At 37.1% G+C, this 13,293-nt stretch carries 22 protein-coding genes; 14 read left to right on the forward strand and 8 right to left on the reverse strand.

All coding sequences use genetic code 11. The annotated features are described in order from the left end of the window. Positions 1-3: 3 nt before the first annotated feature. The 4 genes from CDZ89_RS07540 (at position 4) to CDZ89_RS07555 (ending at position 2,272) form a co-directional block, all read left to right on the forward strand. Entirely contained in the window at positions 4-792 is a 789-nt protein-coding gene (locus tag CDZ89_RS07540) for an SDR family NAD(P)-dependent oxidoreductase (protein ID WP_096153532.1), read from the forward strand. 99 nt (positions 793-891) lie between these two features. Beyond that, a complete protein-coding gene (locus tag CDZ89_RS07545; protein ID WP_100333449.1) occupies positions 892-1,452 on the forward strand; it encodes a DUF3221 domain-containing protein in 561 nt (186 codons plus the stop codon). After that, a complete protein-coding gene (locus CDZ89_RS07550) occupies positions 1,436-1,807 on the forward strand; it encodes a hypothetical protein (RefSeq protein ID WP_096153534.1) in 372 nt (123 codons plus the stop codon). The genes CDZ89_RS07545 and CDZ89_RS07550 overlap by 17 nt, the downstream gene beginning before the upstream one ends. Positions 1,808-1,831: 24 nt before the next feature. Further along, a complete protein-coding gene (locus CDZ89_RS07555; protein WP_096153535.1) occupies positions 1,832-2,272 on the forward strand; it encodes a hypothetical protein in 441 nt (146 codons plus the stop codon). 93 nt (positions 2,273-2,365) lie between these two features. Here the strand turns inward: CDZ89_RS07555 and CDZ89_RS19905 are convergent, their stop codons facing one another. Next, positions 2,366-2,521 carry a hypothetical protein gene (locus tag CDZ89_RS19905; protein WP_176483700.1) on the reverse strand — a complete coding sequence of 52 codons (156 nt, stop codon included), beginning with the start codon at positions 2,519-2,521 and terminating at the stop codon, positions 2,366-2,368. A gap of 200 nt (positions 2,522-2,721) precedes the next feature. On the opposite strand from CDZ89_RS19905, the gene CDZ89_RS07560 reads away from it, so the two are divergent. Together CDZ89_RS07560 and CDZ89_RS07565 are read left to right on the forward strand one after the other, a co-directional pair. Next, the gene (locus CDZ89_RS07560; protein WP_100333450.1) at positions 2,722-3,243 is read left to right on the forward strand and encodes a sigma-70 family RNA polymerase sigma factor; all 522 of its coding nucleotides are present in this window, start codon (positions 2,722-2,724) and stop codon (positions 3,241-3,243) included. After that, on the forward strand, positions 3,236-4,555 hold the full coding sequence (locus tag CDZ89_RS07565) for a DUF4179 domain-containing protein (RefSeq protein WP_096153536.1): 1,320 nt from the start codon (positions 3,236-3,238) through the stop codon (positions 4,553-4,555). The genes CDZ89_RS07560 and CDZ89_RS07565 overlap by 8 nt, the downstream gene beginning before the upstream one ends. 25 nt (positions 4,556-4,580) lie before the next feature. Here CDZ89_RS07565 and CDZ89_RS07570 read toward each other — a convergent pair whose 3' ends face one another. Both CDZ89_RS07570 and CDZ89_RS07575 read right to left on the reverse strand, forming a co-directional pair. Further along, positions 4,581-5,075, reverse strand: a complete 495-nt coding sequence (locus tag CDZ89_RS07570) for a hypothetical protein (protein WP_100333451.1) — start codon at positions 5,073-5,075, stop codon at positions 4,581-4,583. An 89-nt stretch (positions 5,076-5,164) separates the two neighbouring features. Then, complete coding sequence (locus CDZ89_RS07575; protein ID WP_096153538.1) at positions 5,165-5,353, reverse strand: YqzH family protein; 189 nt, start codon at positions 5,351-5,353, stop codon at positions 5,165-5,167. Positions 5,354-5,564: 211 nt separating this feature from the next. Here CDZ89_RS07575 and CDZ89_RS07580 point away from each other — a divergent pair, with 211 nt between their 5' ends. From CDZ89_RS07580 to CDZ89_RS07590, 4 genes are all read left to right on the forward strand, one after another. Next, positions 5,565-6,830, forward strand: a complete 1,266-nt coding sequence (locus tag CDZ89_RS07580) for a Y-family DNA polymerase (protein ID WP_100333452.1) — start codon at positions 5,565-5,567, stop codon at positions 6,828-6,830. Between the two features lie 23 nt (positions 6,831-6,853). Further along, positions 6,854-7,177 (forward strand): YolD-like family protein, encoded by a 324-nt coding sequence (locus CDZ89_RS07585; protein WP_100333453.1) that lies wholly within the window; start codon positions 6,854-6,856, stop codon positions 7,175-7,177. A 110-nt stretch (positions 7,178-7,287) separates the two neighbouring features. After that, positions 7,288-7,413: a hypothetical protein gene (locus CDZ89_RS20275; RefSeq protein ID WP_255249771.1), complete on the forward strand. Its 126-nt coding sequence runs from the start codon at positions 7,288-7,290 to the stop codon at positions 7,411-7,413. Positions 7,414-7,462: 49 nt separating this feature from the next. Next, positions 7,463-8,071 (forward strand): hypothetical protein, encoded by a 609-nt coding sequence (locus tag CDZ89_RS07590; protein WP_100333454.1) that lies wholly within the window; start codon positions 7,463-7,465, stop codon positions 8,069-8,071. 102 nt (positions 8,072-8,173) lie between these two features. On the opposite strand, the gene CDZ89_RS07595 is transcribed toward CDZ89_RS07590, so the two are convergent. After that, entirely contained in the window at positions 8,174-8,413 is a 240-nt protein-coding gene (locus tag CDZ89_RS07595; protein WP_096153542.1) for an HPr family phosphocarrier protein, read from the reverse strand. Positions 8,414-8,578: 165 nt separating this feature from the next. On the opposite strand from CDZ89_RS07595, the gene mntA reads away from it, so the two are divergent. Then, complete coding sequence (mntA, locus tag CDZ89_RS07600; RefSeq protein WP_100333455.1) at positions 8,579-8,983, forward strand: type VII toxin-antitoxin system MntA family adenylyltransferase antitoxin; 405 nt, start codon at positions 8,579-8,581, stop codon at positions 8,981-8,983. A 41-nt stretch (positions 8,984-9,024) separates the two neighbouring features. On the opposite strand, the gene CDZ89_RS07605 is transcribed toward mntA, so the two are convergent. Next, the gene (locus CDZ89_RS07605) at positions 9,025-9,237 is read right to left on the reverse strand and encodes a CDGSH iron-sulfur domain-containing protein (protein WP_096153544.1); all 213 of its coding nucleotides are present in this window, start codon (positions 9,235-9,237) and stop codon (positions 9,025-9,027) included. Between the two features lie 182 nt (positions 9,238-9,419). Here CDZ89_RS07605 and CDZ89_RS07610 point away from each other — a divergent pair, with 182 nt between their 5' ends. Further along, complete coding sequence (locus tag CDZ89_RS07610; RefSeq protein WP_100333456.1) at positions 9,420-9,749, forward strand: iron-sulfur cluster biosynthesis family protein; 330 nt, start codon at positions 9,420-9,422, stop codon at positions 9,747-9,749. Between the two features lie 2 nt (positions 9,750-9,751). Continuing rightward, complete coding sequence (locus CDZ89_RS07615) at positions 9,752-9,994, forward strand: DUF2552 family protein (protein WP_096153546.1); 243 nt, start codon at positions 9,752-9,754, stop codon at positions 9,992-9,994. Positions 9,995-10,066: 72 nt separating this feature from the next. Here the strand turns inward: CDZ89_RS07615 and CDZ89_RS07620 are convergent, their stop codons facing one another. Further along, complete coding sequence (locus tag CDZ89_RS07620) at positions 10,067-10,579, reverse strand: GNAT family N-acetyltransferase (protein ID WP_227521461.1); 513 nt, start codon at positions 10,577-10,579, stop codon at positions 10,067-10,069. Positions 10,580-10,729: 150 nt separating this feature from the next. Here CDZ89_RS07620 and CDZ89_RS07625 point away from each other — a divergent pair, with 150 nt between their 5' ends. Then, the gene (locus CDZ89_RS07625) at positions 10,730-11,545 is read left to right on the forward strand and encodes a hypothetical protein (RefSeq protein WP_096153550.1); all 816 of its coding nucleotides are present in this window, start codon (positions 10,730-10,732) and stop codon (positions 11,543-11,545) included. Positions 11,546-11,757: 212 nt separating this feature from the next. Here the strand turns inward: CDZ89_RS07625 and CDZ89_RS07630 are convergent, their stop codons facing one another. Together CDZ89_RS07630 and CDZ89_RS07635 are read right to left on the reverse strand one after the other, a co-directional pair. Next, positions 11,758-12,027, reverse strand: coding sequence for a DUF3006 domain-containing protein (locus CDZ89_RS07630; RefSeq protein WP_096153551.1), 270 nt, complete (start codon positions 12,025-12,027; stop codon positions 11,758-11,760). A gap of 5 nt (positions 12,028-12,032) precedes the next feature. Continuing rightward, positions 12,033-13,271: an MBL fold metallo-hydrolase gene (locus CDZ89_RS07635; RefSeq protein WP_100333457.1), complete on the reverse strand. Its 1,239-nt coding sequence runs from the start codon at positions 13,269-13,271 to the stop codon at positions 12,033-12,035. Positions 13,272-13,293 lie beyond the last annotated feature (22 nt).

Genomic DNA, 13,293 nt, shown 5'->3' on the forward strand with positions numbered 1-13,293 from the left:
ACAATGACACTAGAAGGAAAATTTATTTGCATTACCGGGGCATCAGGTGGAATCGGTAAAGAAGTAGCGCTAGAAGTGAGTAAACGCGGTGCTACACCAATTCTGATGGCTCGTTCTTTAGACAAACTAGAAGAAGTGGCAGCGCAGATTAAATCTCAATACAATAAGGATGCAGTCGTCATTCCAGTAGATGTAGGTAACTTAGAACAAGTTCAAGAAGCTTTTTCTGTCCTTTTAGAAAAAGTGCCAACTGTCCACTGCCTAGTAAATAATGCAGGCTTCGGTATTTTTGATGAAGTATTACATATGAATCTTTCAGATATGGAAAAAATGTTTGAAGTAAACGTGTTTGGGTTAATGGCTTGTACAAAGCTTGTTTTACCAACGATGATGGAGCAAAACAATGGCCATATCATTAATATCGCGTCTCAAGCAGGCAAGCTCGCAACACCGAAATCAAGTGTGTATTCGGCTACGAAACATGCAGTTCTTGGTTTTACGAATAGCTTACGCATGGAACTTCACGGTACGAATATATATGTAACAGCCGTAAATCCAGGTCCAATCCGAACAAACTTTTTCCAAGTTGCGGATGCATCAGGCGATTATGCTTCTAAAGTAGATAAGTGGATGCTTGACTCGAGTTTCGTTGCAAAGAAAATAGTGGATGCGATGTTTACGGGCAAACGAGAAATAAATTTGCCAGGCTGGATGAATGCGACGGCGAAAGCCTATCAACTATTCCCAACGTTTGTAGAAAAAGTGGCAGGTTCAGCTTTTCGTAAGAAATAAGGTAGAATGCGAAACTTTTCGCTTTTCTGTACGTCCAATAATATGTGAGCCGAAGTTTAGTTAGCTTCGGTTTTTTCCTACATAAGGGAGTGAAAAACTGTGAGGGAGTTTATTGTTAGTTTACTAGTCGTCCTTTTTTTAGGAAGTATTATATTTTACTATATGATAGATATAAAAAACCCAACCACTGTTGGTTATATTATGGAGAAAAAAGATAATCAATTACTCATTGTGGAGCAAGAGAGAAATGCGCACAATTTTTACGAAGCAACGTGGTACAAAATTCCACTTTTCTTAAGAACGACTGGCAATTTTCAAGTAGGTCAAAAAGTGGCGGTAAAGGGTAGTGGAATCGTTGCCGACAGCTATCCAGCTCAGTCTTCTGCTCGGAAAATAAAAAGAATGAACCTTGAAAAGGTCGAAGGCGCTAAGTTGTCTCAAGAAAAAGTGCTTTCTGTTGCTCTAAATGAATCATATAAGCAAGGGGATTTATATAGGGTAGAAGAAATTAATTTCTCAAACGGTATGTGGGACGTAAAGATTGTACGGATTTTAAGCTCGACATACGAGGAAAACTCTGAGTTTACTGTGCAAATAAGCGACTTAACTGGCGAGGTATTTTCGATCACGGAGGAGGATGCGGATGAAAAGGTTTTATAAATGGTTAGGTATTTCACTTCTGGCATTTACCGTTCTCCTATATGGTGTCCACTTTATTACCTATCGAGACTATGATGATAAACATATTATTTACTCTGTAAATGATGAGGGAGTAATTTTTGGTCCAATTAAACTTTACAGAGATGCTGCGTATGGGCCACTGGAGACTCAGCCTATACTAGACTCGACAACAGTTTCTGGATTCGGCTTTATGAGCTTGTTTATTCATGATAAAGATTCTTTAAAAGAAGGGCAACGAGTGAGGGTCTGGTATGAGGAAACGAATGAAATACAAAAGATAATTGTGTACGGACCGTCCTTTCTACCAAAACCTTTTATTCGCTGGCCGTGGTGAGTGAGCAGGAAGGAGCGATGACAGGTGAAGCTTAGAGCTATTAAAAATATAGCTATCTGTATTATCGTGCTAGTTGCTGGATTACTAGGATTGAGATTTTTTCATTTTTCGCTTCAGTCGGATACGACGAAAGTTGCTAAAGAGTACTTAGAACAAGAAGGCTTTATCGTCCTTCATTACGCGGGTGAAAATGGACCATACCGGGTTACAAAAAGAAGTGCAATGGAATTCCCACATAGTAAATTGCTAGCTGTACAAGAGCAACCAGTAGATTTTTATCGATGGAAGGATCTTCATGATAAAAGTTTTTATGTTGCAAATCACCCTCTTCGTACTCTGTTTGGTTATACTTCCGTTGTCCTTATGATGGATGGCGAAGAAGTAATAGGTGCCGTTTCAATAAAGAATGGTCAAATTTATTCTCTGCATGGGAAAACCGCGGAAGAGATGAGTGCGGGGGAATAAGGCAAGAATTTGTTTGACAAATAGAAACACGACACAAATAGAATAGAAAAAACGCTAGAGTACTTTATCGTTACCTCTAGCGTTTTCCCTTGTTTACTTTTTATTTGCCTGCTTGCCACTTTTCTTCTGGCTTTGTGAATTGCTATTACCTACTTGATAATCACTTCCAAATTCCACATCATTATGTTTGTCGTGCTTTTCTACTTGCTCTCGAGTTTGGTTCTTATTTTGTCTGCCTTGTTTAGACATGCATGTCATCTCACTTTCGGGTTAGTATCGTTTTTAATATGTGCAAGTGTTAAAATTACATGCGTTACATAAACAATTATAGAAATTACTATAATTGTTTTTTGCATTTACTAAAAAAATTTTAAAAAACAAAACCTTTTTCCACCTTCACATGTCTAATGCGTGAAAAGTGAAGGTTGGAGTTTTAGGGGGGAAACAACTTGCAGAATGAACTACTTGTTAAAAAGGCACGGAAGGGGGATGAGGGAGCCTTCTTCGCGTTAATGTCTGAACATAAAGAACAATTATATAGAATCGCTTATGCTCACTTTAAAAACGAGCAAGATTCGTTAGAAGCGATACAAGAAGTGACGTTTCGCGCATTTAAATCAATAAAAAAATTAAAAGAGCCAAATTATTTTTCAACATGGCTCATTCGAATCATGATTAACTACTGCAGCGATGAATTAAGAAAGAAAAAGCGTGAAATACCTCGTGGCGAACAGTTAGAGATTGCGACGTTGAGTAATAACACACTACGTCTAGAAGTAGAGGAAGCACTAGCATCCTTAGATGAACCGTACCATTCCGTCATACAACTGAAATACATTCAAGATCTGCGTATTAAAGATATCGCGCTCATCATGAATTCACCAGAAGGTACTGTGAAAACATGGCTAAACAAAGGGCTGATGGCTTTGCGCTCTTATTTTGACGAGAAAGGTGGGAACAAGCATGTTTGAAAACGAAGAAAAAAAATTACACGAAATGAAAGATAAAATTGATAAAGTAGAAGTGCCATCCAACATCGATGAGTATATTTTAAAAGGAATGCACCAAGCGAAAGAAAAGAAGCGGACTTTCCACTCTTCCTTCAGATGGGGGGCCATTGCTGCAAGTGTACTGCTGCTAATCATGTTTACGTCAATTAAAGTTTCCCCAACATTTGCTGGCTATGTTAGCTCTATTCCTGGGATGCAAAAAATCGTCGAGCTTATGCGCAATGATAAAGGTATGATCTCCATTATTGAAAACGAATATTTACAAATAATTGACACAACAGTAGAAGAGAACGGTGTGAAACTAACGATTGATGCAATTATCGTAGATGAAGACCGCGCGTTTTTATATTACACGATTGAAACCGACAAATCTTATCGAGAGGTGATTTTAAGTGAAGCTCGTTTTACAGACAAAGAAGGAAACGAACTGCCACTTAGTTCCGGTGTATATTCACACGGTAATGTTGAAAAAAACACTCCTATTAGTGGAGAACTTTTACTTGCTTATCCTGTAGAAAATCAACTTCCAAGTGAAATCATTTTACACACAGGGGTTAAAGCTGATGGTGTTGACGTATTAATTTCTCAGGGTATACCGATTACCATTGATTACGAAAAATTTTCTGCCATTAAAAAAGTGTATGAAGTGAATGAGACCGTGGCGATAGAAGGGCAAAAGATACTTGTAGAAAAAGTAGAGATTCGTCCAACTCGTATTGCCGTTTCTATTCTTTACGATGAACTGAATACACATAAAATATTTGCTTTTGACAACATCCGCTTAATGGATGAAAAAGGAGAAATTTGGACAGAACAAACTGCGTCTATTTCCTTCTTTGAAACAGACCCGAACAGATTTACCTTATATTTTGAAAGTAATTATTTCGCTGAACCGAAAGAACTATATTTGGAGTTTTCTTCTGTAAGGGCTTTGCCGAAAGATGAGGTAGAGTTAGTAGTGGATATTGAGCAAGAAGAAATTATCCAACAGCCTAGTGATAACCGATTTATTTCCGTTACAACATCTTTTAAGGATATTGTATTTGAGTATCAATCCGACGACTCATTGGCTCAAGGAGCTATTTTGTCTTCCACTTATGTGGATGCCAATGGAACGGAATTCCGTTCTAGCTTTTTTCATTCGGGGGATAGACTAAATAATATCCGTGAAATTGGATTCGAACTTTTTAGTGAAGCGAAAAGTCCATTAACCTTTACCATTACAGACTACCCGAATCGTCTAAAAGGGGATGTCGGTCTAAAATTAAAGTAAGGAAGCAAAAAGGAACAGTTTCTCGTCACGAGTACTGTTCCTCTTCTTTTGCTTCTTTTATCCCTTTGTACGTTTCATTTTCTACAAGTTTTTGATAAAAGTACATGAGGATTGCCTTGTTAGTGAAAACAAGCCAGAGCTGCCATCGGCTTAATTTCTTTAACGTCCATATTCCATGTTTTTCAAAAAAAGCATAAAAAGGAAATGCAAAAAACCATCCAAAGGCTAGGTTTACTAACATATACAGAGGGAATTTTCCGTACGTCCACTTTAAAATCCATAATGTACCTGCAAAAAATGGCCCTACCATTAAAGCGAATTCTCCAATTAAGGAAGGAAGGATTTTTTCTTTTATGACCCACCATTTTTTCTTGTAGGCGAAGTGACTTTCCATACAAAGATACAAGTTAATGAACGTTATCGCCGGTATAAAACGCCTTATCGACTTCCAACCTAATAACGGAAGCGTACTTGATGAAAGGATTACCATTAACCACAACATTTTTTTTTGCTTATTCATAGGACTTCATCCTTTTTCTGCTAGCATCGTTGATTATAGCTTGTGTTTTGGAAAAGGAAATATGATTTGTAGTTTTTGGAAAGATTGGTTTAGTCCCATTTACTCAAGTACTCATACACGACGTCTTGCACTACTTCAAAAAGATCCGAAGTCCCGTCGCTTTGGATTGTTTTTTGAACTTGTACGGCTAGTTCTATGTATTGTTGCTCCGTGAGCGGAGTGTGTTCATACTGTATGAAAGCATTTCGAATCATTTTTTCAATTAGTTTTATGTCCAACGTAAATTCACCTCGATGGGGGTATTATACTTTGTTTTAAGCAATCAGGATATAAATGTCTGAAAAGGACATAAAACCAAACGCTTTGTTCCTATATATTTTAACACCGTGTTTATAAAAAAATTTTACCATTGAAACAGAACGTATATTCCCTTACAATGAATACTATAATATAAATACGAACATATATTCTTTTGTGAGGTGAACTTTCATGGAGACAATCAATTACAGCCAGCTACCCAACAACAAGATATTGTGCGTCGATATGAAGAGTTTTTATGCAAGTTGTGCAGCGGTCATGATGGGGCAAGACCCGCTCACAAGCTACATTGCAGTCGTTGGAGATACGGAGCGACAAGGAAGCATTGTGCTTGCGGCCTCTCCAAAACTAAAACAAGAATTCAACATTAAAACGGGCTCTAGACTATTCGAAATACCAAACGACCCGCGCATTCAAATCGTGAATCCGAAGATGGCCACATACTTACGAATTTCCACTGAAATTACAAAGTTGTTCCATCAATTCGTACCGAAAGAAGCCATTCATACGTACAGCGTCGACGAAAGCTTTTTGAAATTAGACGGAGTGGAGTCCATTTGGGGAGATGCACACACCATTGCTGCAAAAATAAAAGAAGCCATCGAGCGCGAGTTTCAGCTCCCATGTGCGATTGGCATTGGCCCAAATATGTTACTGTCCAAGCTTTGTTTAGATCTTGAAGCAAAAAAGAAAGGCATCGCCGAGTGGACATATGAAGATGTGAAAACAAAACTTTGGCCATTGTCACCGCTAAAAGAAATGTGGGGAATTGGCTCACAAGTTCAAAAAACATTAAACAAAATGGGAATATTCAATGTAGGTCAGCTAGCCAACTACCCGTTAGAGTTATTAGAAAAAAAGTTCGGTGTGATGGGGAATCAGCTTTACTATCACGCATGGGGAATTGACCTATCCGAACTTGGCGCACCGATTATTCAAGGACAAATTAGCTTCGGAAAAAGTCAAATGTTGCTTCGGGACTACACAGACCCGACAGAAGTAAAACATGTTCTTCTTGAAATTTGTGAAGAAGTGGCAAGAAGAGCGCGTCACCACGGCAAAGCTGGTCGCACAATTAGTCTTGGAATCGGCTATAGTCGCGACGAATTAGGTGGCGGATTTTACCGATCCAAAACAATGGAAGGCCCAACGAACATCACGATGGACCTGTATGAAACATGCCTTCAACTTTTTAAAGAAAACTATGTAAACAAAACGGTTCGGAAAATTTCAGTGTCACTATCCAATATCGTCGATGATAGTGAGATGCAACTGAATTTGTTCGAACTCGACCGACCAAAACGAAGAGAGCTTGGGTATGTGATGGACCGAATCCGCAGTAAATATGGGTCAGATGCATTGCTGCGTGCTGTGTCATACACAAATGCCGGAACAGCAAGACACCGAAGCAGACTCGTTGGTGGACATAAAGCGTAAATAAATAAAGGAGGACAATCGCCATGATTCGTGACCGTGGAACAATTAAATGGACGTCCATGATGCTACCAGAGCACGTCAAAATGCTCCGCGATTGGACGAAAGAAGACTATTACGAAATCAAACCACAACTAGACGAACAACAAATCGAAATGATGAATGAGCAAATTGGCGAAGCGATGGAGTTCGGAAATGAAGTAACCATCACATACTACGAAAATAAACGCTATCAACTGTTTGTCGGTACGATTCACCATGTCGACCCAATGAAACGCCGCATGCACGTAGTCGACAAGTTCGGCGAAGTTTCCTACTTGCCATTAGGAGATGTATTGGATATTTCTTGAACATATTTCTTGGAAATATGAAGGATAAATACCTATTTAAGTAGAAGTTATTCTAACAATGGAGCAGTATAGGAAAATTGCTCAATTGAAGATAAACAGGAGGTATTTCTTTGCTGATTCTCGGATTTATTGGGTTGTTTTTAACGCTTTTTTCTATTGAAGCAAAACTTAGAAAAACAAATAAACAGAATGATGAAATAATAGACTTATTAAAGAAGTTAAATGACAAAAGTTAGGAAGATATTAAGCTAGCGGGTAGAGTGGAAAATTAAGAGGTGGATAGAAATGAAAAAAATTTTTTTATTAATTTTATTATCATTGATACTTTTAGGGTGCTCAAATGAAAAGGTACATGAAGAATTTTTTGATGAAAAGGTTAAATTAGAAGTGGAATCCATTTACTTGTCTCTAAGCATGAATGAAATTCTCGAGGAAATTCTTGAAGAAGAAGTGTTAAGTTTTAGCAATGCATATTTATTAAGTGAGAAAGCTCGTAGTTTATTTAATTCTCACGAGGAGTTAGTAAAATTAATGAGAAATATGAACGATGTTGATTCAGAACGAGCAGAAAGTAGTTCAGCCATCGGTGTTCTTCATTATGCAACAGATATTTTGTCTAGAAATATGATAGAGCCTCGAAAATTAGATGATTCTTCGTTGGAAATATTTAAGGCAATGCAATCCATTGTTGAGTATTGGAGTAATGAAATTCCACTTCAAAAAGGGATAATAAAACTGGAGTCTCATTTCGTAATCAAAGATGAATATTGGGAACATACATTTGAAGATGATTTTTGGCGTATAGCTACAAGCTTTTTTCATGAGGATAATGAGAGTTTAGAATTTAATTCCAATGTAAGTCATTTACAACAAGCTCTCCAAAAAAACTGGTAAAAAACGTTGAAAGAAATTAGCAACCATAATTCATTACACTACACAAAAAATAGAGTGCCAAAACATATTTTGTTTGGCACTCTATTTGATAAAGTTAACTATTTACTTTTTCTCAAACAACCCTAATCCAAGTAAGGCTTCTAATACTTCTTCGCCTTCGTCAGAAGAAATTTCAACCTCTTGACCAGGCTGTAGAGCTAACGCAAGTAGGCCAAGTAAGCTTTTCGCATCGACTACCCAATGCTCTTTCTTAAATAAGATTGTCCCAGGATAAGCACTTGTCGTATTCACAACACTACTCGCACTCTCAGCAAAAATTGGTTTAAGTACAGTAACTACCATTTCACAACACTCCTTTGTCTCTTTTTCCAAAACGTTTATACCTTTAGTATAGATTAAAACAACGAAACAACAAGCAATTTTTCATGAAATATATGGATATATTGTTAGAAAAGGAATGAGTAGAAGTGATATGATAAAAGAAATACGAAGTAGCGGGTGGAGCGGATGGATAAAAAGTTGATAGAAACGATAAGTGATTTTTTAATTAAAGAAGTAAATCCGTATTATATAACTGTTTTTGGATCAATGGCAAAAGGTACGGCAAGGAAAGATAGTGACATCGACATCGCATTTCTTTCAGACGAGAAATTCGAGCCATATGACCTGTTTATCATCGCTCAAGGATTAGCGTCCATTATAGATAGAGACGTTGATTTAATCGATTTAAATGAAGCATCCACAGTTTTTCAGGCCCAGATTGTTGGAACAGGAGAAATTATTTTTTGCACTGATGAATACCGCAAAGCAATTTTTGAAATGAAAACATTTAAGATGTACGCGAAATTAAATGAAGAACGAGAAGTGGTTTTTAAGAGGATTATGGAAAGTGGTCAAATATATGAAAAATAAAACGCTTGGGTTCATTAGAATCCAAGCGCTAAAAATGTAAATTAGTCTCCAAGAACCTTCTCAGCGCGAACGCAAGATTCGAAATTTCCTTTATGGGAAGCATCACAGAATGGTAAATTTTTTGATAAGCCACAGCGGCAAAGTGAGAATGCAGGCTTTGTTTCGAACTTATTCCCGTCCACATCTACAAGTTCTACATCACCAGTTACACGAAAAGCGCCGTTATCCATCACTTTAATTTGTACTTTTGACATTAGTAAATTCCTCCTTTTTCTCCGTATATTAGTATCGTATACATCATTGCCCAAATTCGCAACCTTTTAATCTACAAAAAAGTAGGAAGGAATGTCGCATTTAACAAGAAAAAACATGAAAATCACCATATAACAAAAAATATGGTACAATGCAAGTACAAACTTTTTTGGAGGCAAGTACGGTGAAAGTCACATTTACAGAACGCGCGCTGGAGAAAATTCAGCCTAAACTAGAAAACAATCCAACGAAATGGATGAAAATTAAATATGATACAGAAGGATGCGGCTGCGTTGTGAGCGGTGTTTCAGCACTATGGATTACGTCTGAAACAGAATGGGATGACGTAGAAGTAGACACTAATATAGAAAAGCTAGTAATGGAAAAATCAAAGCTTGTCTTTTTTGACGAAGACATGACAGTAGATTTTGTCGAGTCTGCTAATACCTTCATGCTAAAATGCCCAAGTCAAATCTTAAATCCACGTATGTCTTTAAAAGAAGTGGGGGCGTAATCATGAGTGATAAAACAAAATCATTAAAAAATATTGCAGCCCAAAAGACTTGGGTAAGCTTTTTAAACCATAATCACCCATACACGTTATTACACTGGTCGATCGGCGGTATTAACCACGACGATAAAGACGTATGGCTTATTCAAGACGAAGTCACATTTGAAGTACAAGAATTTGAAAGCCTAGATGCTGCGATTGAGTGGATAAAAGCAAATATGGACGGAATTACAGACGTACTAGGCTAAGCTTGAGGAAACCCCTCGAGCTTTTTTAATAATCAGTTCTGTTACAATTGCTAAATTTCCCTTTGAAACAAATTAAGTCAATTTTTTATAATATATGATAGTTGCATCAAAATGCCCATTTTCCGACTTTGCATAATCAGGTATCCGACCAACATATTGGTAGCCGAGTGAAGTGTAAAGCAAATTGGAGGGATCTCCTTCTCTCGTATCTAGTACTATTAAAGTTTTCCCCATTTGTATAGCTGTTTCATGAGCCTTCTCCATTAATAAATGGCCAATTCCCATTCGACGGTAGTTAGAGAGAGTCATTAATTTTGCAATCTCCGCTCTATGGCTTCCATTTTGTTTGGAACAAAGGTGTAATTGTACGCTACCAACTACTCGTTCGTTAGCTTTTGCAAGAAAAAGAATTACGTTTGAATCCTGGATGCTCTCCCAATAATCTTGTGCCGCAAAAAAAACTAGAGGTGGAAGAAAGCCAATGGATGCACCATGCTGAACAACATTTATTATTAGTTCACTAAGATCTTTTATGTTTTCCTCAATCTTTATGCATTGTTCAACACTAATAGCTATTTTTTCCAAAGAACCACACCCTAACATGATTTATATGAATAATGTGACACAAGACAGGAGCATATAAAAGGAGTTTGTTAAAAAATCTAACACGATTTTTGTGCTATAATCAACACAATTTGTCTCGCTTGATATTTGAAGGTAATGGAGGTAAAGATAATGGAAACTGGAGAGTTTGAAAGGCTTTGTCACTCAATTGATGATTATATTTGGGTAGAGCAGAAAAAAAGAGAAATAACTGGGGGTACAATAACTTTTAAAGAAATAGATAAGATTAGCGAAATGCAAAAAATTGATAAAGTAATGATTTCAGGACTAAAACAGGATTCTTTTGAGTATTTCATTCGTACCCAGAGTTATAAGTTTCAAGCGATTATGTTTTGGAAAAATAAGCTTGTTGAGGACTGGTCACTTCTATCTACATTAAAAAATGTAAAATTTATCGGCTTCTTCCACAATCAACGGATTACGCAACTATGGGATATGACTGAAAACAATTCACTGGAGGGTCTCTATATTAGCGACTTTACGAGGCTACATTCGCTAGATGGAATAAAAAATGCACCCAAGTTAGAGCGATTGTACTTCGGTGATGCCGTATGGAACACCAGTGTATTAAATGACCTGAAGGCATTGGAAAACTCAAGGTTGAAAGAATTCCATTTTGCGGGTAAAGCCATTAAGGAAGAGGATATAACAATTTATACTAAAATGCCAAATCTTGAAAGATTAAATTTTCGGACCAATCTATACACTACAGAGCAGTTAGCGTGGTTAGTTGCGAATTTACCAAATGTACAAGGGTATTCATTAAATCCATATGTTAAATTTAATGATGTAAATAGTACAGAAAAGGATATTCTAATTTGCGGTAAAAGAAAACCGTTTTTATCTTCAGAAAAAGATGAAATGAAAATCCGAAAATATGTTGATGAATTTGAACAAATGGTAGAACAGTTCATAAATGAAAATTAAATCATTTCGTATTAAATGATAAAATGCACTGCATAAAGCAGTGCATTTTAGCTTGCATTTTGGTCTGTAATTTTATTTTTTGCTATAAAACGGAACCCGTTACGAAAAGAGGAGGTTCCTTTTTACACCAAAAACGATAGTTAAAGTTTAAAATTACCATAATGTTAAAACAGAGTAGTAAAACTACTAGCAGTTACGTTGTTTAGTTACTGCTATTGTCTTTTAAAACGACTACCTTTACTTTTCGATTTTAAGCGATTGATTTGACTCGAAACTTTTTGTTGTGAATTTTGTTCGCTTTGAGAATCGAGAGTGAGTGCTGTAATTTCTTCCCCAAATACAGTTAGATGATAGTGACTACCTTCTTTAGAGCCAAGCGGAAGTTGAGACACGTCTATGACAAACTCTTTTTGCAAATCCTCAACTAAAATAGTGGCGTGCTTTCCGTCAACGATTCTATCTAAAACACCTTTAACATTCATTCGGATCACCTCACACAAGCTAAGTTTTGATTTTTAATATCAGCTAGTCTTCCTGCACCAATCCCTGAGATAGAAGATAAGCTATCGATGCTTTGAAACGGTCGTTTAGAAATAAGCTCTTCTGCCCGAGCAGGCCCAATATGCTTGATCTCTTGTAAGCTATCGAAGCTTGCTGTATTAATATTGATGCAATCACTAGGTGTTGCAGTTTCAGGGTCTTCCTTTTTAACTTCAGGCTTTGAAGCTGTTTCTCCACTAGAAGTTGGTGAAATCGTTCCATCCATTTTAGTCTGCACATCAAAAGTATCGCCATTGGTCGTAATAACAATCGTACCGTGTATGTCGGTACCGTACAAATCAACACCTGCATCCATTACCCGCGTTAATACTTCATCATGTGGGTGGCCGTAATTATTTCCAACGCCGGCAGAATATATCGCTACTTTCGGGTTTACTGCCTGTAAAAATGCGGATGTGGTGGATGTGTTTGAACCATGATGTCCAAGTTTTAAAATGTCTGCATCTAAATGATGACCACGCTTGAGCATGGCTTCTTCTGTTTGTCTTTCAGCATCACCGGTGAAAAGGAAAGAAACCTCTCCGTATTGAACTCTCATCGAAACAGAACCTTCGTGAACATCTCCAGTTAATTTTTCTGGATTTATTATTTCCAAAACTAATGGGCCAATGTCATATACTTCTCCAGCTCTTGGTTCGTGATAGTCTGCGCCACTTCTTTCCACCGCATCCATGGCACGCTCAAACGTTTGGGAAGTTGAGATATCTCCAGACATCCACACTTCCGAAACCGAAATGCCACTGTCCAAAATTTTATCCAATTGTCCGATATGATCGGCGTGAGGGTGACTAATAATGATAATATCTATGTGTTCAATTTTTTGGATATCCAAGTACTGAACTACATCATTTCGATTCCAGTTTCCAGTGTCATAAAGAATACGAAAATCTTCGCCTTCATACGAATAGTTGAAAAGAATGGAATCTGCTTGTCCGACATCGATGTAATGGACAGATAAATTTTCTAAAGATCCGTCACTTATATTTGTTGAAATGTCTTCTTTCTCGTCTTCAGCTGAACTTTCATTAGATGTCTGAATTTCAGTAGGAGAGTCGTCTTCTTGTGAAACTTCTTGATGGTTTATTGTTGTAGTTTCTATTCCACATCCACTAGCAAAGAAAAAAACTAGTATACTAAGAATAGAAAGTAATAGTTTATTATGCATCTCCGACCTCCTTAAGTCACCA

Origin of the sequence: Bacillus alkalisoli, assembly GCF_002797415.1 — a bacterium.
Taxonomy (GTDB): Bacteria; Bacillota; Bacilli; order Bacillales; family Bacillaceae_I; genus Bacillus_CD; species Bacillus_CD alkalisoli.

Excerpts from the sequence above, each read along its gene's own strand:
- CDZ89_RS07565 (WP_096153536.1), top strand. The coding sequence starts at position 3,236 with ATGTTTGAAAACGAAGAAAAAAAATTACACGAAATGAAAGATAAAATT.
- CDZ89_RS07585 (WP_100333453.1), top strand. The coding sequence starts at position 6,854 with ATGATTCGTGACCGTGGAACAATTAAATGGACGTCCATGATGCTACCA.
- CDZ89_RS07630 (WP_096153551.1), bottom strand. The coding sequence starts at position 12,027 with ATGAATGTTAAAGGTGTTTTAGATAGAATCGTTGACGGAAAGCACGCC.
- CDZ89_RS07550 (WP_096153534.1), top strand. The coding sequence starts at position 1,436 with ATGAAAAGGTTTTATAAATGGTTAGGTATTTCACTTCTGGCATTTACC.
- CDZ89_RS07595 (WP_096153542.1), bottom strand. The coding sequence starts at position 8,413 with ATGGTAGTTACTGTACTTAAACCAATTTTTGCTGAGAGTGCGAGTAGT.
- CDZ89_RS07605 (WP_096153544.1), bottom strand. The coding sequence starts at position 9,237 with ATGTCAAAAGTACAAATTAAAGTGATGGATAACGGCGCTTTTCGTGTA.
- CDZ89_RS07635 (WP_100333457.1), bottom strand. The coding sequence starts at position 13,271 with ATGCATAATAAACTATTACTTTCTATTCTTAGTATACTAGTTTTTTTC.
- CDZ89_RS07570 (WP_100333451.1), bottom strand. The coding sequence starts at position 5,075 with ATGAATAAGCAAAAAAAAATGTTGTGGTTAATGGTAATCCTTTCATCA.
- CDZ89_RS07615 (WP_096153546.1), top strand. The coding sequence starts at position 9,752 with ATGAGTGATAAAACAAAATCATTAAAAAATATTGCAGCCCAAAAGACT.
- CDZ89_RS07580 (WP_100333452.1), top strand. The coding sequence starts at position 5,565 with ATGGAGACAATCAATTACAGCCAGCTACCCAACAACAAGATATTGTGC.
- CDZ89_RS07625 (WP_096153550.1), top strand. The coding sequence starts at position 10,730 with ATGGAAACTGGAGAGTTTGAAAGGCTTTGTCACTCAATTGATGATTAT.
- CDZ89_RS07540 (WP_096153532.1), top strand. The coding sequence starts at position 4 with ATGACACTAGAAGGAAAATTTATTTGCATTACCGGGGCATCAGGTGGA.
- mntA (WP_100333455.1), top strand. The coding sequence starts at position 8,579 with ATGGATAAAAAGTTGATAGAAACGATAAGTGATTTTTTAATTAAAGAA.
- CDZ89_RS07590 (WP_100333454.1), top strand. The coding sequence starts at position 7,463 with ATGAAAAAAATTTTTTTATTAATTTTATTATCATTGATACTTTTAGGG.
- CDZ89_RS19905 (WP_176483700.1), bottom strand. The coding sequence starts at position 2,521 with ATGTCTAAACAAGGCAGACAAAATAAGAACCAAACTCGAGAGCAAGTA.